The organism is Salinigranum salinum, assembly GCF_009176545.1.
GTDB classification, from domain to species: Archaea; Halobacteriota; Halobacteria; order Halobacteriales; family Haloferacaceae; genus Salinigranum; species Salinigranum salinum.
Genome location: NZ_VTOJ01000001.1, coordinates 1,312,354 through 1,335,396, shown reverse-complemented (window position 1 = coordinate 1,335,396; position 23,043 = coordinate 1,312,354). Strand labels below are relative to the sequence as shown.

The following is a 23,043-nucleotide window of genomic DNA, read 5'->3' as shown; positions in this document are numbered from 1 at the left end:
GGGAAGGGCGCGACGACCGAAAAGGGTTGCTCGGTCGTGTGGAACGAGGGCGTCGTGTCGGCGCGACGCGGGTCGGCCGCGGTCGACGCGGCGAGCGGGAGCGACCCCGTCACTCCCGGGACTCGGCGACGGTGCCGACGCTCAGCCGCGCGTAGCCGAGGGCAGCCGTCTCGTGTTCGACGTCGTCGCAGCACTCGAGGAGGGCGCGGTGGGCGGCGACGACGCGCCGGTCGAGTCGCGCCGCCGGAGAGTCGTCGAGGCGCGAGCGCGTGCCCGGCGGCGACGTAGCACGGACGACGAGTCGGAAGACGTCGTTGAGCGGGCGGCCCACGGGACGGGTGCTCCGGGCGAGGTCGAGCAGACCGAGGCGACCGCCGGGTCCGACGATCTCGGCCCACGTCCGCACCGCGGCAGCCGGGTCCGCGAGCATCCCCGAGACGAACGACGCGAACACGGCGTCGGCCTCGTCGACGGGCGGACGGGTGGCGTCGCCACGGACCACGCTCACGGCCGGAACGTCGCGGAGGCGGTCGTGAGCGACGGCGAGCACGCCGGGCGTGAAGTCGACGCCGAGGACTCTCCCCTCGGGCGCGACCCGTTCGCGAAAGTACGGCAGGTTCGCGCCGGTCCCACAGCCCATGTCTACCACGACGTCGCCTCGCGCCGGCGCGAGACGCTCCGCCGCCCGTTCGCGGAGGCCACCGATCCCGGGCGTTCGCCGCGCGATGGCGTCGTACAGCCGCGCCCACCGCGTGTAGAACGCCTGCGTGGTGGCGACGCCGCCGTCGGTGAGGAGAGAGTCGCGGGGCTCGCGGGTGGCGGTTCGATCGCGGGCGTCGTCTCCGAGTGGTGGGTCGGTATCCATCGTCGGCTCAGAGCAACGACCGGACCGTCGTGGCCACCGTCGGTGCGTCCGGTCCGAGGACGTAGGTGATCGGTTCGATGCCGTACCCGCCCGTCTGGTAGAGGACGAAAACCCCGGCGAGGTCGGCGTCGAGGTCGTCGAGCGCCGCGTGGACGCCACCCACCTCGTCGCCGTCGTCGGGGACGAACTCGATGCAGGGGTGGCCGGCGTCGCGCAGGCGGTCCACGAGTTCGGGGTCGTACCGGACGTTCGCCGCGGCGCGTGCGGACGATCGGTCGCGGACCGCGAGGAGGACCGACGCGACGTACTCGCTCACGCCGAACTCGGGGTCGCCGGGGACGGTCGCGCGTCCTTTCACGTCGAAGATGCGGCCGGGGACGGCACAGACGTCGTCGATGGTCGTCGCCTCGGGGAGGCACTCGACGAGGTTCGCGCCGACGTTGGGGATCAGCGTCGAGAAGCCCGACGCGTTGGTGAGCGTGCGGAGTCCCCGTCGCACCGACGCACGGACCCGCTCTGTCGTGCGGACGGCGCTGTCGGGGTCGTGGATGTGTGCGTGGTCGACCGCCGCGAGTTCGGGCATCGCCTCCTCGTGGAGGTCCGCGAGGAGGTCGCCCGCCTCCAGCCTGCGGACGAGCACCTCGCTTTCGACGAGCGCCTGGACGCGGGTCATGTCGCCGCTCGCCAGCCCCGCGCCGACGCGTTCGACCAGGTCGCGGACGCGGTCGTCGGCGACGATCCGCTCGTTGCGCGATACGTCGCCGTGGGCGTACTTCGAGACGGCGCTCTGACTGATCCCGAGCGCCGCGGCGACCTCGTTCTGCGTCAGCCCCCGCTCCCGGAGCTCCTCGGCGAGCATCGAGCGGAACGTCGGGAGGAACTCCTCGACGACGATCTCCTCGATGAACTTCATCGGTCGTCCGCTCCCGGGCTGTCGCCCGCGGAGCGCCGCGTGCGGAACTCGTCGTCGCCGCCGATCCGCGACGCCTGTGGCCCGGCCTGGTCCTGGTACTTCGACCCGCGCTCGGTGCCGTACGGTCTGGTCGACGGGCTCTTCAGCTCGGTGAACACCAGCTGCGAGATGCGCATCCCCGGCGTGAGCGCCACGGGTGCCGTGCCGAGGTTGGAGAGTTCGAGCGTGATCTTCCCCCGGAATCCGGGATCGATGAAGCCCGCTGTTGCGTGAACCACCACGGCCAGCCGACCGAGCGACGACCGCCCCTCGACCTGTGCGACGAGGTCCGGGGGCACCTCGACGCGTTCTCTGGTCGTGCCGAGCACGAAGTCGCCGGGGTGGAGGATGAACTCGTTCCCGTCGTCGACGACCGTCTCGGAGACGTACTCGTCGACCTCGGCCTCGCTGTTGGGGTGGATACAGGGGATGTTCGCGCGCTGGAACTCCAAGAACTCGCGGCCGAGTCGGACGTCGATACTCGCGGGCTGGACCTGCAGATCGACGTCGTCGAGCGGCTCGACGACGAGGTCGCCGTCCCGCAGCCGAGTGAGGAGGTCCGTGTCCGACAGAATCATACAGGGAGGCGGCGCGCGCACGGCTTTAGTCTTTAGTGTCCAATCGGGATCGAGGTGTCCCGCAGTCGCGTGGAATCGCGGTGTCCCGTGTCCGGTCGGGATGGTCTCCCCTGTCGGTCCGTGGAAACGTCTCCTTCGTCCGTCGACAGGTCGCGTGACCGGACCGTAATCGGTTTGACCGACGGGGTGAAAGCCGCGTGCATGACCGTCACGATTGTCGGCTCTCAGCTGGGCGACGAGGGCAAAGGCGCGCTCGTCGACCTGTGGGGTGGCGCGGCCGACGTCGTCGCCCGGTATCAGGGCGGCGACAACGCCGGCCACACCGTCGTCGAGGGCGGCGACGAGTACAAGCTCTCGCTCGTCCCGTCGGGTGCCGTCCGCGGCAAGGTCGGTGTCCTCGGTAACGGGTGCGTCGTCAACCCGCGGACGCTGTTCGAGGAGATCGACACGCTGCGCGACCGCGGCCTCGACCCCGATGTCCGGGTCGCCGAGCGCGCACACGTCATCATGCCGTACCACCGCCGACTCGACGGGATCGAAGAGGAGGCCAAATCCGACTCGGGTGTCGAGGTCGGCACGACCGGCCGGGGAATCGGCCCGACATACGAGGACAAAGCCGGTCGCCGCGGCGTTCGGGTCGGCGACCTCCTCGACACCAACGTCCTCCGCGACCGACTCGAGTACGTGGTCCCGCAGAAACGGGCGCTCATCGAGGAGGTGTACGGGCTGGCGGCCGGCGACGAGTGCGACGTCGAGTCGCTCGTCGAGGAGTACGCCGCGTTCGGCCGCCGTCTCCGCGAGGAGGGGATGACAGTGAACTGTTCGGACTTCCTCTACGAACGTCGACAGGCCGGCGACGCCGTCATGTTCGAGGGGGCGCAGGGCACTCTCATCGACATCGATCACGGGAGCTACCCGTACGTTACCTCGTCGAACCCCACTGCGGGGGGTGCCGCGACCGGGACGGGCGTCGGGCCGACCGTCACCGGGCGCGGCGAGGTCGTCGGCATCGTGAAGGCGTACCTCTCGCGGGTCGGCGAGGGACCGATGCCGACCGAACTCGACGGCGACGAGCGCGAGGAGCGGCTCGCCGACCGCATTCGAGAGAAGGGCGGCGAGTTCGGAACCGTGACCGGACGCCCTCGTCGCATCGGCTGGCTCGACGTCCCGATGCTCCGACACGCCGCCCGCGTGAGCGGCTTCACCGGGATCGCGGTCAACCACGTCGACGTCCTCGCCGACCTCGACACGGTCAAACTCGCCGCCGCCTACGAACTCGACGGCGACGTGATCGAGACGATCCCCGCGACGACCGAGCAGTGGGCGCGGTGCGACCCCGTCTTGAAGGAGTTCGAGCCGTGGCCCGCGGTCGACTGGACCACGGTCGCCGAGGAGGGGTACGACGCGATGCCGACGAACGCACGCGAGTACCTCGACTACGTTTCGGGAGAGGTCGGCGCACCCGTGTACGCCGTCGGCGTCGGTCCCGACCGTGCGGAGACGATCGAACTCGTCGACCCCTTCGAACAGTAGCCGGAGACGGAGAGCGGACGCACTGCTCCGTTCGGCCCCGTCGCCGCGATCGACTGCATCGCGCGGAACGCGGCGACGCGGTCGGTCGCGCTCACGTCGTGACCCGCGGGTACGCGTCGGGGGGTCCCCGGACGCGACAGGCGGTCGCGGGGACGACAGGTGTCCGTCGAGGCGGACCCCGACCGGGCGACGAAGCCGCACGCTTTTTGTCGGCACCCGCCAAGGTGGAGGCGATGAAAGAGTCACTCGTAGACATCCTCTGCGACCCGCTCGACAAGAGCGAACTCGAACTCCACGTCACGAAGCGGGAGGGCGACGAGATCATCGAGGGGAAGTTCGTGGGAACGGTCACGGGCGAGGAGTACCCGATCGAGGACGGCATCCCGGACCTCCGGCCGCCGGACATGCGGGACGAGTGAGCCGCTGACTCCCCGATCGACCGTCGTCCGAGGGCCGAGCCCGAGCCGGATCAGCCACCGAATCGTCAATCCTGCACCTTTTTCCTCCCCCGAACAGAGTCGTAGGTGTGCCAGCGACGCTACCCGTCGAGCTGAACCGTGAACGCCTGCACGCCATCGAGGCACCGCCCGAGTTCACCACCGACGGGTCGTTCCACGTCGACCTCTCGAACCACGGCGAGGGCGTCCACGTCCACGTCCACCTCGACGACGACCTCTCTGCAGTCGCTCACATCGACGACGCCAACGTCTTCGTCGCCGGCGACACCACCACGACGGTCGACGTCGTCGTCGACGGGACCCCCTCGACGTCCCACACCGGCCGGCTGAAGGTGTCGACCGGCTACGGCGCGGAGACGACGTACGTCGACGTGACGGTCGAACCCGTCGAGGAGGAGACCCGACACGTCGCCGTCGACGAGTCGCTCTCGAAACCGAAGCCCCAGCAGCCACAGCAGTCGGCGCTCGCCAGGGTGCTCGGCGGACTCCCCGGCCCCGACGCGCTTCCGTTCGTCCTCTTCGTCCTCCTGGCGGTCGCCGTCGCCATCGGGGCCGTGGTCTTCGTCGGTGCCAACAGTCCCGCGGTGCTCGTCGGCGTCGGCGTGGTCCTCGGGGGGGCGATCGCGGCGCTCATCTTCATCGCGAAGTGACCGCGCGACTCGGCCGGCCCTACCGGTCGTCCCGTCTCGTCAGGGATCGATCCACCTCCCTGCACGTCGTCCCGAGAGAGAGTGAAACCGACAGTCAGTCGTCATCTCGAGAGAGTGACCCCGACGATCAGTCGTCGTCCGCCTCGACCTCGGTCTCGTCGTCGTCCGCACCTCCGGCGTCTTCCTCCGACGTGTCGTCGTGATCGGCGTCGTCGTGGTCGGCGTCGTCACCGGTGTCACCGTGCTCGTCCGGGTCGGTCGGCACCCCGGCCAGGTTCCCCTCGTCGTCGAACAGTTTCGCGCGGAGGAAGCGCGTCCGGTAGCGGTTCGCACCCTCGTAGACGTCGGCCTCTCTGATGTCGTCGATCCGGCCGTCCGCGACCGCGTCGATTACCGCCTCGAGCTGTTCTTTCTCCGACGGTGTGAGCTCGAACTCGTACGTCCGCGGCTCCTCGGCCTCGAGCTTCGTCCAGGTGCGCGCCGCAGCGATCACGACCGAGCAGGGCTCCCGACAGGGGAAGACACCGTCGCCGCCGTCGACATCGAGGTCCGTGGTCGAGTCGTACTGCCACTCGCGGCGTTTGAGGCACTGCGAGTCGTCACAGCACGCCTCGGCGACCCAGTTGACGTGCTCGTACCCCTCGCCGCGATCCCAGGTCTCGACGACGCCGTACATCCCGGTCTGTCGCTCCATCGTCTCCCGCCAGTGGTTCACGTCGAGGTCGCCCGCGCGCTCGCGGTGCCAGTTGGCGATCGTCGCCGGGTAGAACGCCTCGACCGCCTCGACGAGGGCGGCCGGGTCCAGATCTGCGAGCCGCCACCCCGTCCGGAGCGAGGGCGCGGTCTTCAGGGGGCGGTACCGGCCGCGTTCGTCCCGTTTCGCCAGGTCTCGGGCGGCGAGCGGGTCGTCGTGGTTCGCGAGCGCCGCCGCCTCCACGTCCACGTCGTCGACGTGCCGGAGGTAGTACCGGCGGCGGCCAGTCTCGCCGAGCGTCGCGGTGACGAGCAATTGACCCCACTCGGTCGTCACACCGTCGGCGAGCGACTCGTACCGCTCGGTGACGTCGCTCGCGGCCTCGTCACCGCCATCGGCCCCCTCGAGCCACCGGAGGAACGCCCACCGGTCGGTCTTCTGCGGGGCGACCGCGTGCCAGAAGTACCAGTTCGTCGCGTACGCCGAGTCGGCGGCGACGTCACGGAGGCCGGTCTCGTCGAGTCCGGTGTGCTCCTCGACCGGCGTCTCGAACGTGTAGCCGTCGGCCTCCGACGAGACGCGGAGGCCGTCGAAGTCGATGCCGTCGGCGGCGGCCCTCGCCAGCGCGTCGGCGTGCGCGACGTGTTCGGTAGTCATATCCGGAGCCAAGGGGTGGAACGGAAAAAGTCGGCCGGTTCACCCGTTCCGCGCCACGCGTGGCACGACTCCACGACGACGAGAGTCGCTCGTGGTGGCCCGTTTTCTGAGTCGGAAACTCGGTTACTGGTTATATACTCTGTCCGGCCGACGACCGAGACGCAGCGAATCAGTCCCCGCTGACGCTGCAGCCCCCGGCCCTCCTCGTTCGTCACGTTCGCCGAGCATGTCTGGCCTAGACTGTCACCACGCAGCGATCCACCCGGTGTCGGCGTCGACCGGCGGTACCGACGGGTACGTGCGCCGAACTTATCCGTGTCGCCGTCACATCCGGACGCATCGGGTCGGTCGCCGCCCACCCCGATCCGACGAGATGCACCCATGACCCGGTCGAGTCCTCTCACGCACCGAGCCGTCGCCGTCAGCTTCGTCCTCCTCCTCGTCGTCCCGCTGTCCGGTTGCGCGGGACTGACCAGCCTCGCCGAGCCACAGCCGGCGCTTCCGGCCCCCGACGAGGCCGAGGAACGCGCGGCGTCGCTCGAGACGCTCGACGCGACGGTGCGGACGGTCCAACACACGGCAGGAGGGACGACCGTCACCGTCAGCGCGGTGAAACAGCGACTCGAACCGCTGGGGTACCGGAGTCGCACCCGGTCGGTGGAGTCGAACGTCACCGACCGGGTGTACGCCACAGAGGGGCACCTGACGGTCACGAACGAGACGATGACAGTGCTGTACCGTCCCGAGGAGCAGACCGTCTCGTACCTCGTGAGCCCCGACCGAAGCCGGGAGCCTCGGTATCTCGACCTGCTCGCTGCGGCCCGCGAGAACGAGACGATCCCCCGGCCGACGCCGGGCGTCTCCGCGCTCCCGCAGGTGCCACGCGACGACGACACGGAGGGCGCCGCGAACGGGTCGACGTCCTACCGCGACCACCTGGTCAGGGTCCGGTACAACGGCACCGAGCCGGTCGACGAACGGCAGACCTACCGCCTCGAAGTCGACCCGGTGTCGCCGAACGCCTCGCTCAAGGACCAGACGATGTGGCTCGACACCGAGTACCTCTACCCACTCAAACACCGGGTCGAGTTCGTCGCGCACGGCGACCGGTACGAGTATCTGACAACCTACCGGAACGTCACGTTCAACCCAGATATCCCGCCGGAAACCTTCCGGTTCGACCGCGAGCGTCTCCCGGCAGACGTCGAGAAGACGTGGATCCGGTCGTACCTCACGCGCGACGCCCTGGCCACGAACGTCTCGATGCCGGTGCCCGACCCGGACGTGCCCGAGGGGTACGAACTCCGCCGTGCGAGCCACCGGTCGGACGACCCTACCGTGGTCACGCTGGAGTACGAGCGCCGGGGTGACGAACCGCCGGTCCGGATCGCGGTCAACAACGACGACCGGTTCGTCTCCTCGACCGGGACCGCCGTCGACGTCGGGGCCCACACGGCGCGACTGAACCGTCACGGGGAGATCAACGTGATCGGCTGGACGGCCGACGGCTACGCCTACTCCGTCCAGGGCCCCGTCGACAACGGGACGCTCGTGCGGATCGCCCGGTCGGTCGACGCGACGACCTGATCAGGGAGTCGGACGCGGGAACGACCATCCGACCCGGGAACGGCCATCCGACTCGGGGACGCTGGCTTCTGGGCGGGAAACTCGGAGACGCCCTTTATTGTCGTCCCGCCCGGCGACGAATCCGTGAGTGAAGACCCGGCGCTGGGCGACCTGCTGGAGTTGCTCAGCGACGAGTACGCCCGGGAGATCCTCGCGGCAACGAGCGTGAAACCCATGTCCGCAAACCAGATCGCCGACCGGTGCGGGATGTCCCTGCCCACGGTCTACCGGCGGGTCGGCCGGCTGAAGGAGTTCGACCTGATCGAAGAACAGACCCGCGTCGAGCCGGGTGGCAACGACTACAGCGAATTCACCGCGACGCTCTCGGAAGTGTCCGTCTCACTCGACGAGGGGACGTTCGAGGCGGTCGTCGAGCGGGCGTCGACGGAGGCGTTTCCGGGGGCGACCGAGGAGGACACGGCCGACCGCTTCGTGAAGATGTGGGAGGGCCTCTGAGATGGTCGCCGTCGACCTCGTCGTGGAGTGGCTCATCCTCGTGCTGGCGTTCGGGTCGACCGTCGTCGGCAGCTACGTCGGCTACCAGGCGTACCGCGGCTACCGCCGCCACGACAGCCGGACGATGCGGGCGCTCTCGCTCGGGCTGTTCTGTCTCACCGCCGTCGCCTTCCTCGTCGCGTTCGTGGGCTCCGTCCTGCTCCGGCAGGGGGTGTTGCCGCTCACGTTCCAGCAGCCGCTCACACTCGTCACTCGCGGCTTCCAGTTCCTCGGCGTCGTGCTCATCGCGTACTCGCTACACGTCCGGAAGTAGGCGGCAGAACACGGGACACGGCGTCGACGAACCGCCGATTCTACCCAGTCAGTCGCCCGCCGCGGCGTCGGTCTGCCGCGTCTCCTCCCGAATCTGATCGATGGCCCGTCCGACGTCGGCCCCCGCGTCGGCGGCCCGTTCGAGCACCACGTCGGCCATCAGCGGCTCGGTACCGACCGCGCCAGCGTACCAGATGCGGCGGCCGTCGACGGTCGCGGGAGTGTCCCACCCGGTCCGGTAGTCGTCGGTCAGTCCCATGTCCTCGGGGATGTCCTCCTGGGTGTGGAAGCCGTCGGCGATGAACAGCGGGACGACGACGACGTCGTCCGTCTCGAAGTAGTCGGTCACGTCGTCGATCTCGGGGTCCTCGTCCATGAACAGCGCCCGGACCTCGTCGAACCGATCCATCGCCTCGACCCGGCGGGCGTGGTACTCGATCGCCTTCGCGGAGTTCTCGTTGCGCTTCGTGCCGTGGCCGACGACGCAGAGGCCGAACCCCGCGCCGACGTCGGAGTCGCCCGTGACCGACTCGGCCCGGCGGACGATCACGTCGGTCATCGAGTCGTGCGTGCCCACGGGGCCGCAGTAGTGGACCGTCTGCCCCGTGTCCTCCGCGGTGAGGGTCACGTGGGTCGCGCTGGTACCGTCGGAGTCCCACGCCTCGGGGTCCCACCCCGCAAGCCGGAGTTCGCGCGGGATCACCTGCTCCGTGAAGTAGCCCTCGCTGACGAACAGCGGAACGGCGTACACCTCGTCCGAGTCGACGGTCCGGAGCACCTCGCGGAACGACGGCTCTTCCTTCCAGAATCCCGTGCGAACCTCGTCGAACGCCTCCACGGCGCGGATCGTGTCGGCGTGGTCGTGGGTGGGCGTCGAGGAGTCGGGGTTCAGGTGCGACCCGTGGGCGACGATGACGAGCGCGCTCATACTCGAGAGAGAGGCTGGCGCGTCCTTATGGACTTCGGCTCCGACCGCCCGGGACGCATCCGCGACTGGGGGACGACGGTGTGAGTGAGCGGCGATGCCGAGGGAGTGAGTGGGAGACGACGCCGACGGCGGTTTTTTGCGCTCCGACGGCGAGAGGTGGCACATGTCACTCGCAGCCGAGGCCCGCGAGGCCGTCCGGTCCGAGCCGTTCCTCCACCGCGCGCTCGCGGCCGGCGTCGTCAACTACCGCGCCGCCGCGGACTACCTCGCACTCGACGGCGACGCCGACGCGGTGGCGACCGCCCTCCGGCGCTACGCCGAGGAGCTCGACCCGCCGTCCACCCACAACTGCGGCGCGCCCGTCCGGATGCAGAGCGGCGTCGGACTCGCCGACCCGGTCGACGACGTGGGTGACGGCGACTCGACGGAGCCGTTCGCCGTCGAGGAGACGGCCGATCTCGTCGTCGCGGTCGGTGACCGGTGGATCGTCCGCGGTGGAGAGATGACGGCTGTTCGCGCACGGGGTGACGTGGACGCGCGGGCCCTCGGGTCCGTGCTCTCTCGGCTCGACGCGGCGTCGGTGGTGGTCGACGCGGCCGGCGTCGTCGGCGGCGAACTGGTCGTCGTCGTCCCCCGGCGACAGGGCGGAACGGCGCTCCAGGTGGTCGAGGCGGCGCTCGAGTCGGTTCCCGAGTGACGGACGGGCCGTCGCCGGGAGAGCGGACCGTCGTGACGGCACACGGGGGCGCGAGCGGTAGCCTCACGGCCGTCGAGTGCCGGTGAGGTCCCCGTCGAATGGGATCTCTCTCGTGAGTAATAACTGAGGACGTAGCGTTATCGTCCCACCGTGGTCCGTTGTCGTACGGAATCGATCGCACCCGGCGACTCCGTCGGAACGGGCGTCTCGGCCGAGCAGCTGGCCGAGCAGATCGGCCAGGACCGAGACGAGATCGAGACGGCGATCAGCCTCGACGACGTCGACGACCACATCCGACGGGGGATCGACGAGGTCGAGGAGTCGATGACGCGCCTCGAACGCATCCGCGACGCCGTCGGAGAGGCGTCCTCGGGCATCGAGGAGGTGGCGCGAGCGACCGACGACCAGGCCGCGACGAGCGCCGAACTCGCCCGACAGGTCGACGAGACCGCCGACCGGGCCGACGAGGTGTCGGCCGAACTCGAGGGGCTGCTCGAGAGCGTCCGGTCGCAGTCCGACACCGCGACCGAGATCGACGAGGCGCTCGACGGACTCCGCTCGGTCGAAGCCGCCGCGGAGGGCAGCGACCAGTCGCGGACGCAGGCGACGACGGACGGCGGCACCCGGGCGGCTGGCGAATCACGGATAGAGTCGGTCTACGACACCACCGACGGCCTCCCGCCGGAGATGCCCGACTTCGTGAAGGAGACGCTCGACGAGGGGACGAAGGCGGCGATCAGACGCGGCGAACGCGGCCGGCCCGAGTAGCCCGGCGGGTCGGGCCGGAGAGGTTCGGTGTGCGGGTCGTTCCGACGAGTTGAAAAAGCCGCGCGTCGACCCTCGGACCATGACGGGACTGTCCGTGACCAACACCCTCTCGGGCGAACAGGAACCGTTCGAACCAGTCGGCGACGAGGTCCTCCTGTACGTCTGTGGGCTGACGGTCTCGGACGACGCCCACCTCGGCCACGCGCGGGTGTGGACCCACGCCGACGTGATCCACCGCTGGCTCGAACACGAGGGCTACTCGACCAGGCACGTCGAGAACTTCACCGACGTGAACGAGAAGATCGTCGCCCGCGTCGGCGAGGACGACCTCGGCGACTCCGAGCGCGAGGTCGCCCGGCGGTTCACCGCGAGCGTCATCGAGGACATGCGGGGTCTCAACCTCCTGCGCGCGGCGGTGTACCCCCGGGTCTCAGAACACGTCCCCGAGATCGTCGACCTGATCGAGACGCTCGTCGAGAAGGGGTACGCCTACGAGACCGACGGCTCCGTCTACTTCGACGTCGCGACGTTCGAGGCGTACGGCAAGCTGTCGAACCAGCGCGTGGAAGAGCTAGAGGCACAGGGGCCGGACGACGAGCTGTCGGAGAAGCGTCACCCAGCCGACTTCGCGCTCTGGAAGGCTGGCGGCGTCACCCCCGACGACGTCGCCGAACACCGCGACCCCGACCTCCCCCCCCTGGAGGGCGAGGCGGGCGAGACGTGGGACTCCCCGTGGAGCGAGGGGCGACCGGGGTGGCACATCGAGTGCTCCGCGATGTCGACGACGCACCTCGACGCGACTATCGACGTCCACATCGGGGGGCACGACCTGGTGTTCCCGCACCACGAGAACGAGATCGCCCAGTCCGAGGCGGCGACGGGCCAGCAGTTCGCGAAGTACTGGCTCCACACCGGTCTGCTCGAGACGGCGGGCGAGAAGATGTCCTCGTCGCTCGGCAACTACTTCTACGTCGCCGACGCCCTGGAGCGCTGGGGCGTGAACGTCCTCCGGACGTTCTACCTCGGGACGCAGTACGGCACGAAACAGACGTTCTCGGAGGCGGCCATGCGCGAGGCTCAAGAGCGCTTCGAACGCCTGGAACGCACCTACGAGGACGCGGTCGCCGCCTGCGACAGCGTCGACGCGCGAACGAAGGTCGAAGACGAGTCGCTCCGGACGGCGGTCGAGACGACGCGAGAGGCGTTCCGCGAGGCGATGAACGACGACTTCAACGTCCGGGAGGCGATGGCGGCGCTCCTCGAACTCACGCGTGCGGTGAACTCCCACCTCGCGAACGAGGCGTACGACTACCGCGGGCTCAAGGCGGTCATCGAGACGTTCGACGACCTCGCTGGCGACGTGTTCGGCCTCCAGTTCGGGTCGACGGATCAGGGGGACGCCGGGCTCGCCGGCGATCTCGTGGAACTCGTCCTCTCGGTACGCGAGGAGGAGCGCGAAGCGGGTAACTACGACCGTGCCGACGCCCTCCGCGACGAACTGGAGGCGCTCGGTGTTGAGGTCGGCGACAGTGCGGACGGCCCGACGTACCGGTTGCCGTGAGGACGCGACCGTCCGTTCGGCCGTGGCTCCGTCGGCGACGTCCACCACTGACCGGAACTCGTCTGCCAGCGACCGACCAAACGGCGTCAAACAGGATCAGCCCCACCTGCCATACCCACCCGCGCACTCGGGACCCCGACGACCTCCGAGCGCCGGCTGTGAGACGTCGGTCAGCGCGCACGGATCGCGTCGCGTCGGGTCCGCACCGGCCAGCTCCGACGGCACGCGTACGCGGTGTTGGGCCGGGTGAAGAACGTAACGTCGTTCAACGGGAGTGGAGTTCGTCGAGTGAGAGGGTGAAGCTCGTCGAGTGAGAGTTTCGTCCCGCCCGCGGACACGTCGAAGGGCGAGAGATCCGTTCGTGGATGCGCCGGGGTCGTCGGTGGTCGTCTCAGTCCATCGTGATCCACACGAGGAAGCCGATGCCGACGGTCTCGAGCACGTGCAGCGACATCATCCCGCGCCAGGCGATCGCGGGGACGGCCGAGGAGAACCAGACCGAGAGCGTCGGGTCAAGGAGGTAGATGTAGAGCGCGACGGCGTTCTCGAGGAGGAGGAGGAGCGCAAACACCATGAGTCCCAGGGCGTGCTTCGAGCGGAGGTCGAGGTAGTTTCGCCCCCAGACGGACAACAAGACGGCGAGAAGCAGGATGTTCAGGGCTGCTGTCGCCCGCGCTACGTCGAACCAGATACTCATCTACCTCTCCCTAGCGGTCGAGACCTGAAATACACTTTCCCAAATTCGTCCATAGTCGGCGTTCGCGTCCGTCCGCTCGTGCTCGTGTTCGGGTTCACTCTACCTGCTCCATGATGGTCTCGATCGTCTCCCAGTGGTGACGGGCCCGGTCGGAAGGGAGGTACACCGCTCCGTAGCCGTCGCCGCTCTTCTGTACGACGTCGTTCTCGCCGAGAACGTCGAGGTGGTGGCGGATCGTCTTGTAGTCCAGGTCGAGGTCCTCGGCGAGCTGGTTCGCGTTTCGCGGTCGCTCGTCGAGCGCTTTGAGGATACGGAGGCGGTTCGTTCCGCCTCGCGTCCCGGTGAACACGTACCAGAGGACCGCCTCCATCACCCCACCCGACACACCCCCGATACGTAAGGTCATCGACAGAGGATAGTCGTGGGGGAGAGGCGGGAGACGGACGAAGTTCATCACATGGTGAACAGGTGTGAGTCGGTCGGCACGTCGAACAGCCCCATCCGGACACCGGCGTCGAGCCACCCGTAGCCGTACGAGAACGACGCCAGCGCGTTCACGGGATCGTCCTCGTCCCGGAAGTGGCGACCGTCGTCGAGGTACGAGCGGGCCATCTCCTCGCACTCGACTGCGGCGTCGCCGAGCGGCGTCCCGGGCGGGACGGTGACGGTCGCCGCGGCGAGCGCGTCCGCCAGCATCCCCTCGTATCGCTCCGTCTTCTCGTGTAGATCGGCCATGCCTGAGCCACCCACTCACGGCCAAAGAGCGCTTCGGCGGCCCGCCGGAGTCGGCGACCCTGCCGGCGGCGTGGAGTGTGTAGCTCCGTCGTCCTGCAGTGACCGTGCGACACGCCAGCGTCCGGCGAGTGGGCGTCGCTCGTTGCACGACAGCACAAGCGTAATAGCCCGTCGCGGGCAATCATGGTCCAATGACAGGAACGTCTCAGGACGCCGACGACGTCGAACACCGTCGGCTCGTCATCGCGGGGTCCGGCATCGCGGGGCTCACGGCCGCCATCTACGCGGCGCGCTCGAACAACGAACCGCTCGTGTTCGAGGGCGACGAGCCCGGGGGACAGCTCACCCTCACGACCGAAGTCGACAACTACCCCGGCTTCCCCGAGGGCATCTCGGGGCCCGAACTGGTGACGAACATGAAGGAGCAGGCCAAGCGCTTCGGTGCCGAGGTGAAACACGGCATCGTCGTCGACGTCGACGATTCGTCACGGCCCTTCCGGCTCGAACTGAAGAACGGCGACGTCTACACCGCCGACGCCGTCATCGCCGCGTCGGGTGCCTCCGCCCGTACGCTGGGGGTTCCCGGGGAGGACGAGCTCATGGGCTACGGACTCTCGACGTGTGCGACCTGTGACGGCGCGTTCTTCCGCGACGAGAAGATCATGGTCGTCGGCGGGGGCGACGCCGCGATGGAGGAGGCGAACTTCCTCACCAAGTTCGCCTCGACGGTGTATCTGGTCCACCGCCGCGAGGAGTTCCGCGCCGAGGACTACTGGATCGACCGCACCATGGAGAAGGTCGACGCGGGGGAGATCGAGATCATGCGCAACACCGAGTTGACCGAGATCCACGGCAGTCCGGAGGACGGTGTCGACCACGTCATCCTCGTCCGTCACCCCGAGGGGCACCCGAAAGAGAAGCTCGACTCCGACCGGGCCGACGAGGTCGAGGAGTTCGACTTCGACGTCGGTGCGGTGTTCTACGCCATCGGCCACACGCCGAACACCGCCTACCTTGAGGGGACGGGCGTCCGGATGGACGACGAAGGCTACCTCAAGACCGCGGGCGGCTTCGACGGCGGCCAGACCGCCACGGACGTCGACGGGATCTTCGGGGCCGGCGACGTCGTCGACTACCACTACCAGCAAGCGATCACGGCGGGGTCGATGGGCTGTAAGGCCGCCATCGACGCCGACGGCTACCTCGAGGACCTCGAACGTGCGGGCGTCGAGACGGGCGAACCCGCCGCGGCCGAGTCCGACGACTGACCGACCTCCGGGCGTTCGCTCCGGCGCTCACTCGTCTCGTCGCTCGTCTCGCCGCACACAGCCGTGCGCCGTCACGGTCCGAATACCACAGACCCATTAGTGGTGACCTCCCAGGGAGGATATGGTCGAAACAGAGACGTACACCATCGAAGGACCCGACGGCGACGTCGAAGAGATCGAACTCCCGGCAGGGCTCGTCGACGTCTTCGCCGAACAGGGCGAGGAGCCGACCGACGTCGTCGGCGACATCGTCGTCCAGTCGTTCGCACAGCAGGCACACGTCGTCGTCCACCACGCCGAAGGGGGCACTCCGGAGGACCTCCAGGCGCTCAACGAGAAGATGGAAGAGCTGTTCGAGGCACGCTTCGGCGTCTCGCTCGCCGACGCGATGGGCCACTCGCACTAAACGGATCAAACGGTTCGTACCCGTTGAACACACGAGAGCGAGGTGAGAGATCCACACGCGAACCGTCCGCTTCCGGGGACGATCCGTGGAAACGTACGTAAAAAATATCACATAGAATAATGTATAAATATTTCTGAGTCGATACGTTCTCGTGAACAGAGAGAGCCTGGTCCGTCCGAGAGCCAGGAGGAGGACGCCGATCGGGAAGTTGCTGACCGCCGTCCTCGTAGCGCTGGTACTCACGTTGATTCTCACGGCGGTTTTGCGGATCGGTGCGTTGACCATAGAATCTGCGAGCATCGCCACGCTTCTCGCGCTCGTTGGCTTGCTGTACCAGTTCCTCAAGGATCACGACGGGACGGACGCGACTGACGGAGGAGACGAGTTGGCGGTGGCGATAAGCCGAAGAGGAGACGTGTTCTTCGGTCGGGAAGCGGTCGGTTGGGGTGCCAGGACCATTTCGAAGGGTCTGAGAAGGGGTTCGACGAGGACGATCCCGGCAGACGGGTCGAACGTGTCCATCGAAGAGTACCCGATACGCGATGGGCCCGACGAGGAAGCACGTACCGGCACGAGCGACGGCCCCGCTGTTTCAGACAGTTCCGACCCGACCGACGTCTCCTCCATCTTCGATCGGTCGAAGTCGGCCGTTCGGAAGGCGAGCCGTGTGGTCGGGAACAAAACCAGGGCGGGTGTCGAAGTGGGCAGCCGAATTGGGGCGCGAGCCAACGAAAGCGTGTATGACGAGATCTTGTCGCACCTCCCGGAGGGCGTACACGAGGTGGAGCTCGAAGGTGAACGCCTGGGCCGGACCAGAGTCTTCGCTAGAGACGAGATCAATCGTGAGCTGGAATCGCTGGAGCGTTCGCAACGGCAGAGAGTCATGAACGCGATCGAGAGCGTGCGGGACGACCCGAGTCCGAGTGGGAACGAGGACGGATACTACAAGATCTCCGAACGGGAGGGAATCGAGACGCTGGTGTACGTGGAGTCCGGGGTCGCGATAACCTACCTCGTGAGTGAGTTTGGACCGCTCCACGCGGTAGCGTTGGTCCAGATCGACGTGGACGTCTCCGACGAGACGAAAGAGTGGCTCGAAGGCGCGTCCGAGAGGGGAATCGCTGGCTTCACCGATCGAGAGGGAAAACCGATGGACGGTGGCTCCTGACAGACCGGGCGACACTACCCGGCGTCACGGAACGCGACGATTGAAAAGAAGCGGTTGTGGTCACTGGGGAGGGACCGTGGTCCTAAAGCGGACCACGGCTGAACGCCACCCTGTGATCCGATTACTCCTCGTCGCCGCCGTCGGTCAGCAGGTCGACGTCCTCGGCGGACTCTTCGACGAGGAACGCCGGCGTCTCGGGCTCCTCGGACTCGTCCGGCTCCTCGTCGAACTCGTCGGCTGTTCGGACGTCCCATCGGTAGGAATCGACGTGGTGACACATGGTACGTTGTACCATGAGGACTCGACACACGACAAAGTTTCGCCCGAGACGGGACTGGGTACCGACCCGTCAGATCGTTCGGTCGCGGGCGTCGCTCCCGACGAGCGGGAAGCACGAGGGGGACGGTCCGAGAGTAATCCGAACGGAGAGCGGTCACAGGAACGCCAGCGGCACCATCACCGCGAAGCCGACGAGGAGGCCGGTGACGAGTTCGCTCCGCCCGCCGCCGGGGAGTCCCTGCCCGAGTTCGAGTGCCTCGGGGATGAACTCCGTGAGCACCAGGTAGATCATCGCGCCGGCGGCGAAGCCGAAACCGAAGGGGAGGAACTCGCGGGCGAGACGCACGAAGTAGAAGGCGATGACCGCACCCACGGGCTGTGGCAGCGACGAGAAGACGGCCCACCAGACCATCCGCCACTCCGAGACACCCATCGCCCGCAGCGGGATGGAGATCGCGAGCCCCTCGGGGACGTTGTGGATCGAGATGGCGAGAGTCATGAAGATCCCCAGGACGGGAACGACGAAGCCGAAGACCGTCGGGCCCGAGAAGCCGAGGTCGGCGAAGGCGACGCCGACGGCGACCCCCTCGGGGAAGGAGTGGACCGTGAGGATGCCGAGGATCAACAGGAGCTTCTTGAAGTCCGCCTGTTCGTATCGTTTGGGAGACACTTCGTAGTCGTCGATGATCCGGTGGGCGACCACGACGAGGACGACGCCCGTCAACAGGCCGAGAGCCAGCAACCCGACGAGCCTGTTCGGGACGACACCGACCCGGAGGCCGTCGAACGAGAGCGTCACGTACGATCCGAACGCTTCGAGGACGAGCCCGAAGACCGACGCGGAGACCATGATGCCGGAGGCGATCCCCCACAGCGCGACGTTCCAGCGGTCGCCGACGTCCTCGACGAAGAAGAACGGGACCGCCCCGATGCCCGTGGCGAGCGCCGTGACGAACCCGGCCACGAAGACGAACGTGAGGTTCGCGAGTTCGACCATCGGGCGACGCTACCATCGGTGTGCCGATAAATATTATCATCTACTCGATAGGTTTCGGGAGACCTAAACTCACGTCGGCGACGCTCACGGAGCGGTGGGGCCAGGACTGGGAGTCGCGTGGAGCCGAAAGCGGGCGGTAGCGGACCGCCCGGGACACATGGTAACAGTGGGGCGCGCATCGACGTCGGTCGCCACGGGGCTGTGGTGCAGTGGGTGGGTGCGCAGTCGATCTCCCCTCTCCCCCGATCGACCGACCGCCGTCGACTGTGCGCGTTCCGGTGTTCGCGAGCGTGTACATAAATCCAGTCACGCAAGTATCAGGAGAGATACCGACAGGTCACCGCGACGGCGCGGAGGGATCGCCCCGGAGTTTTTGTCGCCCGACGGTCTCGCTCCGGTATGCATCCACGAGCGGCCGAGTTCGCCGACCGGGCACGGGACCATCACGGCGTCAACGTCGACGTCCGGGAGTTCACGGGTGGAACGAAGACCGCGGCGGACGCGGCGGCGGCCATCGGCTGCGAGGTCGCGCAGATCGCCAGTAGCCTGGTGTTCGTCGTCGACGGGGACCTCGTGATCGTCGTGACGAGCGGTGCCAACCGGGTGAGCGAGACGCGGCTCGCCGACCACTACGAAGTCGACGAGTCGGCGGTCGGAATGGCCGACCCCGACCGGATCGCCGACGTCGTCGGCTGGTCGATCGGCGGCGTCCCACCCTTCTGTCACGACGCGACGTTGCCCGTCGTCCTCGACGAGACGCTCCTCGCGCACGAGACGGTGTGGGCCGCGGCCGGCACGCCCGAGGCGGTGTTCCCGATCGCTCCCGCCGACCTCCGCCGCCTCGCCAACGCGGACGTGGTGGCCGTCGCCGAGTAGCGCCCGCCCCGATCGGTCAGGGGACCGGACGGCGAACGTGTTCGCGTCGACGACACGTCGCCGGACGACCGAGGTGGGGGTGGTTCTCACTCGGCGGCAATCGCGGTCGGACTTTTGCCGCTCGACCGCCGACGGTGCGTATGACCTCCGACTCAGGGACGGTCGTCGGATCGAGCGAGGAGACGCGCGTCTGGCTCGTCGAGCGGACCTACTCCGACGACGAACAGAACATCATCATCCTCGTCTACGCCACCCCCGACGGGAGCCGCTACTACCGCAAGGAGCGGGCGCTGGTGAGCTTCTCCGATCGACGCGACACGACGGCAGCCGTGGACGTGGCCGCCGACTCGCTGGGGGCCGTCGACGACGCGGAGACGCGCGAGCGCTACGCCGCCGAAGCCGAGCGGGTGCGTGCACGGTACGACCCGGACGACGTCGTCTGAGCACCGAGGGCGTCGACTGCCGCCGGATCCCCGTCGTCGTCCCGTGTCGGAGTCCCGGGTGGGCGTGACAGCGCTCGCCGGGCGAGAGGAGACGGTTTTAATTCCGTCCCGAGTGAACCCGAGAGCGATGGGAGAGTTAGCTGCACTGTTTGCCCCCGAACGCGTCGCCGTCGTCGGCGCCACGGACCGCGAGGGGTCGGTCGGCCGCGCCATCATGGAGAACCTCCTCGCCGACTACGAAGGGGAGGTGGTCCCCGTGAACCCCAAGCGCGACGAGGTGCTCGGTCGGCCCTGCGTCGGGTCGGTCGGTGAGGCCGACGCCGACCTCGCCGTGGTCGTCGTCCCGCCGTCGGTCGCCGTCGACGTCGTCCGAGAGGCGGGCGAGAGCGGCGTCTCGAACGTGGTCGTCATCACCGCCGGCTTCGGCGAGACCGGCAGCGAGGGAGCCGCGCGCGAGGACGAACTGACCGCGGTCGCCGAGGAGTACGGCATGAACCTCGTCGGCCCCAACTCGCTCGGCGTCCTGTCGACCCGGCGCGGGCTGAACGCGACGTTCGGCCCGGACAACGCGCTGCCCGGCGGACTGTCGTTCATGTCGCAGTCGGGGGCGTTCATCACGGCGGTGCTCGACTGGGCCAACGACCAGGGTATCGGCTTCAAAGACGTCGTCTCGCTGGGGAACAAGGCGGTCCTCGACGAGGCGGACTTCGTGAGCGAGTGGGGTGACGATCCCGAGACGGACGTCATCATCGGCTACCTCGAGGGGATCGAAGAAGGGAGAGCGTTCATCGACACCGCGCGCGAGGTGACCCAGGAGACGCCGGTCGTCCTCGTCAAGTCCGGCCGGACCGAGGCGGGCGCACAGGCCGCGTCGTCACACACCGGGACGCTCGCGGGGTCCGAGCAGGCGTACGAGACCGGCCTCGACCAGGCGGGCGTCATCCGGGCCGACTCGGTCCAGGAACTGTTCGACGCCGCGCGCGTCCTCGAGTCACAGCCGATGCCGGAGAACGACCAGGTGGCCGTGATCACGAACGCCGGCGGCCCCGGCGTCATGTCCACGGACGCCGTCGGCGACTCCCGGCTGGGGATGGCCTCGTTCACCGACGAGACGCTCGACGCGTTCTCCGAGACGCTCCCCGAGGAGGGCAACATCTACAACCCCGTCGACATCGTCGGCGACGCCGACAACGCCCGCTTCCGGGAGGCGCTCGACGTCGCCCTCGGCGACGAGAACGTCGGCTGTGCGCTCGTGCTCTCGTGTCCGACCGCGGTGCTCGACTACGAAGGACTCGCCCGCGACACGGTCGAACTCCAGCGGAAACACGGTAAGCCGGTCACCGCGTGCTTCATGGGCGGGAGCCGCGTCGAGGCGGCCGCCGACGTCCTCGACGACGCGGGCATCCCGAACTACTTCGACCCCGCCCGCGCGGTCGAGGGCCTCGACGCGCTGGTCCGGTTCAGGGAGATCTCGACGCGCGAGTACGACTCCCCGACCGAGTTCGACGTCGACCGCGAGGCGGCGCGCGACGTGCTCGCGCGGGCGGTCGACCGCGACGAACCACGCCTGGGTGTCGAGGCGATGGACCTCCTCGACGCGTACGGCATCCCAACCCCTCAGGGCGGGATCGCGGCCGACCCGTCCGACGCGCTGGAGCTCGCGGAGGCGATCGACGGTGACGTCGTCATGAAGATCGTCTCACCCGACATCCTCCACAAGTCGGACATCGGCGGCGTGAAGGTCGGCGTGCCGAACGAGGAGGTGTACGACGCGTACGAGGACCTCGTCACCCGCGCCCACAACTACCAGCCCGACGCCGAGATCCTCGGCGTCCAGGTCCAGGAGATCGTCGACCTCGACGCGGGTGTGGAGACCATCGTCGGCACGAACCGCGATCCACAGTTCGGGCCGCTGGTGCTGTTCGGCCTCGGCGGTATCTTCGTCGAGGTGCTCGAGGACACCACGTTCCGCGTCGCACCCGTCTCCGGCACGGAGGCGCGGGAGATGACCGGCGAGATCAACGCCGCGCCGCTCCTGCGGGGCGCACGCGGGCGCGACCCCGTCGACGTCGAGACCGTCGCGGAGACGATCCAGCGGCTCTCACAGCTGGTGACGGACTTCCCGGCGATCCTCGAACTCGACATCAACCCGCTGGTGGCGACGCCCGAGGGCGCGCAGGCGATCGACGTCCGGCTGACGGTCGACCTCGACGAACTCGCCGTCGACGCGGGCGACGCCGACGCCACAGACGAACCGAACGAGCAGACGCTCGTCGACACGGAGCCCGACCAATGACCCAGACCAAGACACTACTCGTTACCTCGACCGGAGAGAGCACAGGCAAGACGGCGATCACCCTCGCGCTGGGCCTCCTCGCCAAGGAGCGCGGCCTCGACGTCGGCTACATGAAACCGAAGGGGACGCGCCTGCAGTCGAACGTCGGGAAGACGCTCGATCGCGACCCGATGCTCGCGCGCGACCTCCTCGACCTCGACTCGGAGATGCACCAGATGGAGCCCATCGTCTACTCGCCGACGTTCGTCCAGGGCGCCATCAGGGGCCAGGAGGACCCCGACGAACTCGCCGCGGTCGTCCGCGAACAGTACGACTCCCTCGCGGAGGGGCGCGACCTCGTGCTCGTCGAGGGCGGCGGCAGTCACACCACGGGCGGGATCGTCGACCTCACCGACCCACAGATCGCCGACCTCCTCGGCGCCGAGGTACTCCTCGTGACGGAGTACACCGGTCCGCGGGACCTCGACGACGTGCTCGCGGCGGTCGCCGACATCGGTGACGACCTCGCCGGCGTCCTGTTCAACCGCGTCGCCGACTCGCTGTACGACGAACTCGAAGAGGACGTCGTCCCGTTCCTCGAGGGGCGCGGCGTGCCCGTCGTGGGCATCGTCCCGCGCGTCCAGGAACTCGCCGGCGTCACCGTCGCCGACCTCGCGACCGAACTCGGTGCCGAGGTCGTCAACGACGCGCCGACCGACGTCTTCGTCGAACGGTTCCTGGTGGGTGCCATGGGCGGCGACGAGGCGTTGCGGTACTTCCGCCGGACGAAGAACGCCGCCGTCATCACCGGCGGCGACCGCGCCGAGATCCACACCGCCGCGCTCGAGGCACCGGGCGTGAAGTGTCTCCTGCTCACGGGCGCACACCGCCCGCCAGGAGCCGTCGTCGGCAAGGCCGAACAGCGGGGCGTCCCCGTCCTCCTGGTCAGCGGTGACACCCTCTCGATCGTCGAGCGCTGCGAGGACGTCGTCCACAGTGGGCGGACCCGCGACGAGAAGACTGTCGATCTGATGCACGACCTGCTGTTCGAACACGCCGACGTCGACGCGCTCGTCGGTGCCGGAGACGGCGACGAGGCGTAGCCCGCGCCCACGGACGACGACCCACGACCCGGTCGAGGCAGCGTTATCACGGCCGACGACC

At 68.4% G+C, this 23,043-nt stretch carries 26 protein-coding genes; 16 read left to right on the top strand and 10 right to left on the bottom strand.

Annotated features, from left to right (window positions below; genetic code table 11):
- Nucleotides 1–109: 109 nt before the first annotated feature.
- Genes FZP69_RS06355 through dcd form a run of 3 tightly spaced genes read right to left on the bottom strand, consistent with a single transcriptional unit; the run spans nt 110 to nt 2,395 of the window.
- A complete protein-coding gene (locus tag FZP69_RS06355; protein ID WP_152040501.1) occupies nt 110–865 on the bottom strand; it encodes a class I SAM-dependent methyltransferase in 756 nt (251 codons plus the stop codon).
- Nucleotides 866–872: 7 nt separating this feature from the next.
- Nucleotides 873–1,778 carry a thiamine-phosphate synthase family protein gene (locus tag FZP69_RS06350; RefSeq protein WP_152040500.1) on the bottom strand — a complete coding sequence of 302 codons (906 nt, stop codon included), beginning with the start codon at nt 1,776–1,778 and terminating at the stop codon, nt 873–875.
- Nucleotides 1,775–2,395: a dCTP deaminase gene (gene dcd / locus FZP69_RS06345; protein WP_152040499.1), complete on the bottom strand. Its 621-nt coding sequence runs from the start codon at nt 2,393–2,395 to the stop codon at nt 1,775–1,777. The genes FZP69_RS06350 and dcd overlap by 4 nt, the downstream gene beginning before the upstream one ends.
- Nucleotides 2,396–2,596: 201 nt before the next feature.
- Here dcd and FZP69_RS06340 point away from each other — a divergent pair, with 201 nt between their 5' ends.
- The 3 genes from FZP69_RS06340 to FZP69_RS06330 all read left to right on the top strand — a co-directional run bounded on the left by FZP69_RS06340 (nt 2,597) and on the right by FZP69_RS06330 (nt 5,036).
- Nucleotides 2,597–3,928: an adenylosuccinate synthase gene (locus FZP69_RS06340; protein WP_152040498.1), complete on the top strand. Its 1,332-nt coding sequence runs from the start codon at nt 2,597–2,599 to the stop codon at nt 3,926–3,928.
- Between the two features lie 233 nt (nt 3,929–4,161).
- Nucleotides 4,162–4,347 (top strand): methytransferase partner Trm112, encoded by a 186-nt coding sequence (locus FZP69_RS06335; protein WP_152040497.1) that lies wholly within the window; start codon nt 4,162–4,164, stop codon nt 4,345–4,347.
- 107 nt (nt 4,348–4,454) lie between these two features.
- Entirely contained in the window at nt 4,455–5,036 is a 582-nt protein-coding gene (locus tag FZP69_RS06330) for a DUF7524 family protein (protein WP_152040496.1), read from the top strand.
- A gap of 127 nt (nt 5,037–5,163) precedes the next feature.
- Here FZP69_RS06330 and FZP69_RS06325 read toward each other — a convergent pair whose 3' ends face one another.
- Nucleotides 5,164–6,387 carry a DR2241 family protein gene (locus FZP69_RS06325; protein WP_192918486.1) on the bottom strand — a complete coding sequence of 408 codons (1,224 nt, stop codon included), beginning with the start codon at nt 6,385–6,387 and terminating at the stop codon, nt 5,164–5,166.
- 381 nt (nt 6,388–6,768) lie between these two features.
- On the opposite strand from FZP69_RS06325, the gene FZP69_RS06320 reads away from it, so the two are divergent.
- The 3 genes from FZP69_RS06320 to FZP69_RS06310 all read left to right on the top strand — a co-directional run bounded on the left by FZP69_RS06320 (nt 6,769) and on the right by FZP69_RS06310 (nt 8,782).
- Nucleotides 6,769–7,974 carry an outer membrane lipoprotein-sorting protein gene (locus tag FZP69_RS06320; RefSeq protein WP_152040495.1) on the top strand — a complete coding sequence of 402 codons (1,206 nt, stop codon included), beginning with the start codon at nt 6,769–6,771 and terminating at the stop codon, nt 7,972–7,974.
- A 123-nt stretch (nt 7,975–8,097) separates the two neighbouring features.
- A complete protein-coding gene (locus FZP69_RS06315; RefSeq protein ID WP_152040494.1) occupies nt 8,098–8,469 on the top strand; it encodes an ArsR/SmtB family transcription factor in 372 nt (123 codons plus the stop codon).
- Between the two features lies 1 nt (nt 8,470).
- Nucleotides 8,471–8,782, top strand: a complete 312-nt coding sequence (locus FZP69_RS06310) for a DUF7521 family protein (protein ID WP_152040493.1) — start codon at nt 8,471–8,473, stop codon at nt 8,780–8,782.
- Nucleotides 8,783–8,830: 48 nt separating this feature from the next.
- Here the strand turns inward: FZP69_RS06310 and FZP69_RS06305 are convergent, their stop codons facing one another.
- On the bottom strand, nt 8,831–9,709 hold the full coding sequence (locus tag FZP69_RS06305; RefSeq protein WP_152040492.1) for a CbiX/SirB N-terminal domain-containing protein: 879 nt from the start codon (nt 9,707–9,709) through the stop codon (nt 8,831–8,833).
- A gap of 163 nt (nt 9,710–9,872) precedes the next feature.
- Between FZP69_RS06305 and FZP69_RS06300 the strand changes: the two genes are divergently transcribed.
- From FZP69_RS06300 to cysS, 3 genes are all read left to right on the top strand, one after another.
- The gene (locus tag FZP69_RS06300) at nt 9,873–10,406 is read left to right on the top strand and encodes a DUF7523 family protein (RefSeq protein ID WP_152040491.1); all 534 of its coding nucleotides are present in this window, start codon (nt 9,873–9,875) and stop codon (nt 10,404–10,406) included.
- A 150-nt stretch (nt 10,407–10,556) separates the two neighbouring features.
- A complete protein-coding gene (locus tag FZP69_RS06295; protein ID WP_152040490.1) occupies nt 10,557–11,174 on the top strand; it encodes a hypothetical protein in 618 nt (205 codons plus the stop codon).
- A 79-nt stretch (nt 11,175–11,253) separates the two neighbouring features.
- On the top strand, nt 11,254–12,735 hold the full coding sequence (gene cysS / locus FZP69_RS06290; protein ID WP_152040489.1) for a cysteine--tRNA ligase: 1,482 nt from the start codon (nt 11,254–11,256) through the stop codon (nt 12,733–12,735).
- Nucleotides 12,736–13,126: 391 nt separating this feature from the next.
- Here the strand turns inward: cysS and FZP69_RS06285 are convergent, their stop codons facing one another.
- The 3 genes from FZP69_RS06285 to FZP69_RS06275 form a co-directional block, all read right to left on the bottom strand.
- Nucleotides 13,127–13,432, bottom strand: a complete 306-nt coding sequence (locus tag FZP69_RS06285; RefSeq protein WP_152040488.1) for a hypothetical protein — start codon at nt 13,430–13,432, stop codon at nt 13,127–13,129.
- A 94-nt stretch (nt 13,433–13,526) separates the two neighbouring features.
- On the bottom strand, nt 13,527–13,802 hold the full coding sequence (locus FZP69_RS06280) for a winged helix-turn-helix domain-containing protein (RefSeq protein WP_152040487.1): 276 nt from the start codon (nt 13,800–13,802) through the stop codon (nt 13,527–13,529).
- An 83-nt stretch (nt 13,803–13,885) separates the two neighbouring features.
- Nucleotides 13,886–14,167 carry a DUF357 domain-containing protein gene (locus tag FZP69_RS06275; protein WP_152040486.1) on the bottom strand — a complete coding sequence of 94 codons (282 nt, stop codon included), beginning with the start codon at nt 14,165–14,167 and terminating at the stop codon, nt 13,886–13,888.
- Between the two features lie 191 nt (nt 14,168–14,358).
- Between FZP69_RS06275 and FZP69_RS06270 the strand changes: the two genes are divergently transcribed.
- The 3 genes from FZP69_RS06270 to FZP69_RS06260 all read left to right on the top strand — a co-directional run bounded on the left by FZP69_RS06270 (nt 14,359) and on the right by FZP69_RS06260 (nt 17,009).
- A complete protein-coding gene (locus FZP69_RS06270; protein WP_152040485.1) occupies nt 14,359–15,435 on the top strand; it encodes an NAD(P)/FAD-dependent oxidoreductase in 1,077 nt (358 codons plus the stop codon).
- A gap of 121 nt (nt 15,436–15,556) precedes the next feature.
- Nucleotides 15,557–15,841, top strand: a complete 285-nt coding sequence (locus FZP69_RS06265; protein ID WP_152040484.1) for a DUF7545 family protein — start codon at nt 15,557–15,559, stop codon at nt 15,839–15,841.
- A 151-nt stretch (nt 15,842–15,992) separates the two neighbouring features.
- Nucleotides 15,993–17,009 carry a type II toxin-antitoxin system RelE family toxin gene (locus tag FZP69_RS06260; RefSeq protein ID WP_152040483.1) on the top strand — a complete coding sequence of 339 codons (1,017 nt, stop codon included), beginning with the start codon at nt 15,993–15,995 and terminating at the stop codon, nt 17,007–17,009.
- A 121-nt stretch (nt 17,010–17,130) separates the two neighbouring features.
- Here the strand turns inward: FZP69_RS06260 and FZP69_RS22415 are convergent, their stop codons facing one another.
- Together FZP69_RS22415 and FZP69_RS06255 are read right to left on the bottom strand one after the other, a co-directional pair.
- On the bottom strand, nt 17,131–17,304 hold the full coding sequence (locus FZP69_RS22415) for a hypothetical protein (RefSeq protein WP_192918485.1): 174 nt from the start codon (nt 17,302–17,304) through the stop codon (nt 17,131–17,133).
- Nucleotides 17,305–17,442: 138 nt separating this feature from the next.
- Complete coding sequence (locus FZP69_RS06255) at nt 17,443–18,285, bottom strand: ZIP family metal transporter (protein WP_152040482.1); 843 nt, start codon at nt 18,283–18,285, stop codon at nt 17,443–17,445.
- A 399-nt stretch (nt 18,286–18,684) separates the two neighbouring features.
- Between FZP69_RS06255 and FZP69_RS06250 the strand changes: the two genes are divergently transcribed.
- The 4 genes from FZP69_RS06250 (at nt 18,685) to FZP69_RS06235 (ending at nt 22,982) form a co-directional block, all read left to right on the top strand.
- Entirely contained in the window at nt 18,685–19,161 is a 477-nt protein-coding gene (locus FZP69_RS06250; protein WP_152040481.1) for a YbaK/EbsC family protein, read from the top strand.
- 140 nt (nt 19,162–19,301) lie between these two features.
- The gene (locus tag FZP69_RS06245) at nt 19,302–19,604 is read left to right on the top strand and encodes a hypothetical protein (protein WP_152040480.1); all 303 of its coding nucleotides are present in this window, start codon (nt 19,302–19,304) and stop codon (nt 19,602–19,604) included.
- A 127-nt stretch (nt 19,605–19,731) separates the two neighbouring features.
- Entirely contained in the window at nt 19,732–21,900 is a 2,169-nt protein-coding gene (locus tag FZP69_RS06240; RefSeq protein WP_152040479.1) for an acetate--CoA ligase family protein, read from the top strand.
- Nucleotides 21,897–22,982 (top strand): phosphotransacetylase family protein, encoded by a 1,086-nt coding sequence (locus FZP69_RS06235; RefSeq protein WP_152040478.1) that lies wholly within the window; start codon nt 21,897–21,899, stop codon nt 22,980–22,982. The genes FZP69_RS06240 and FZP69_RS06235 overlap by 4 nt, the downstream gene beginning before the upstream one ends.
- Nucleotides 22,983–23,043 lie beyond the last annotated feature (61 nt).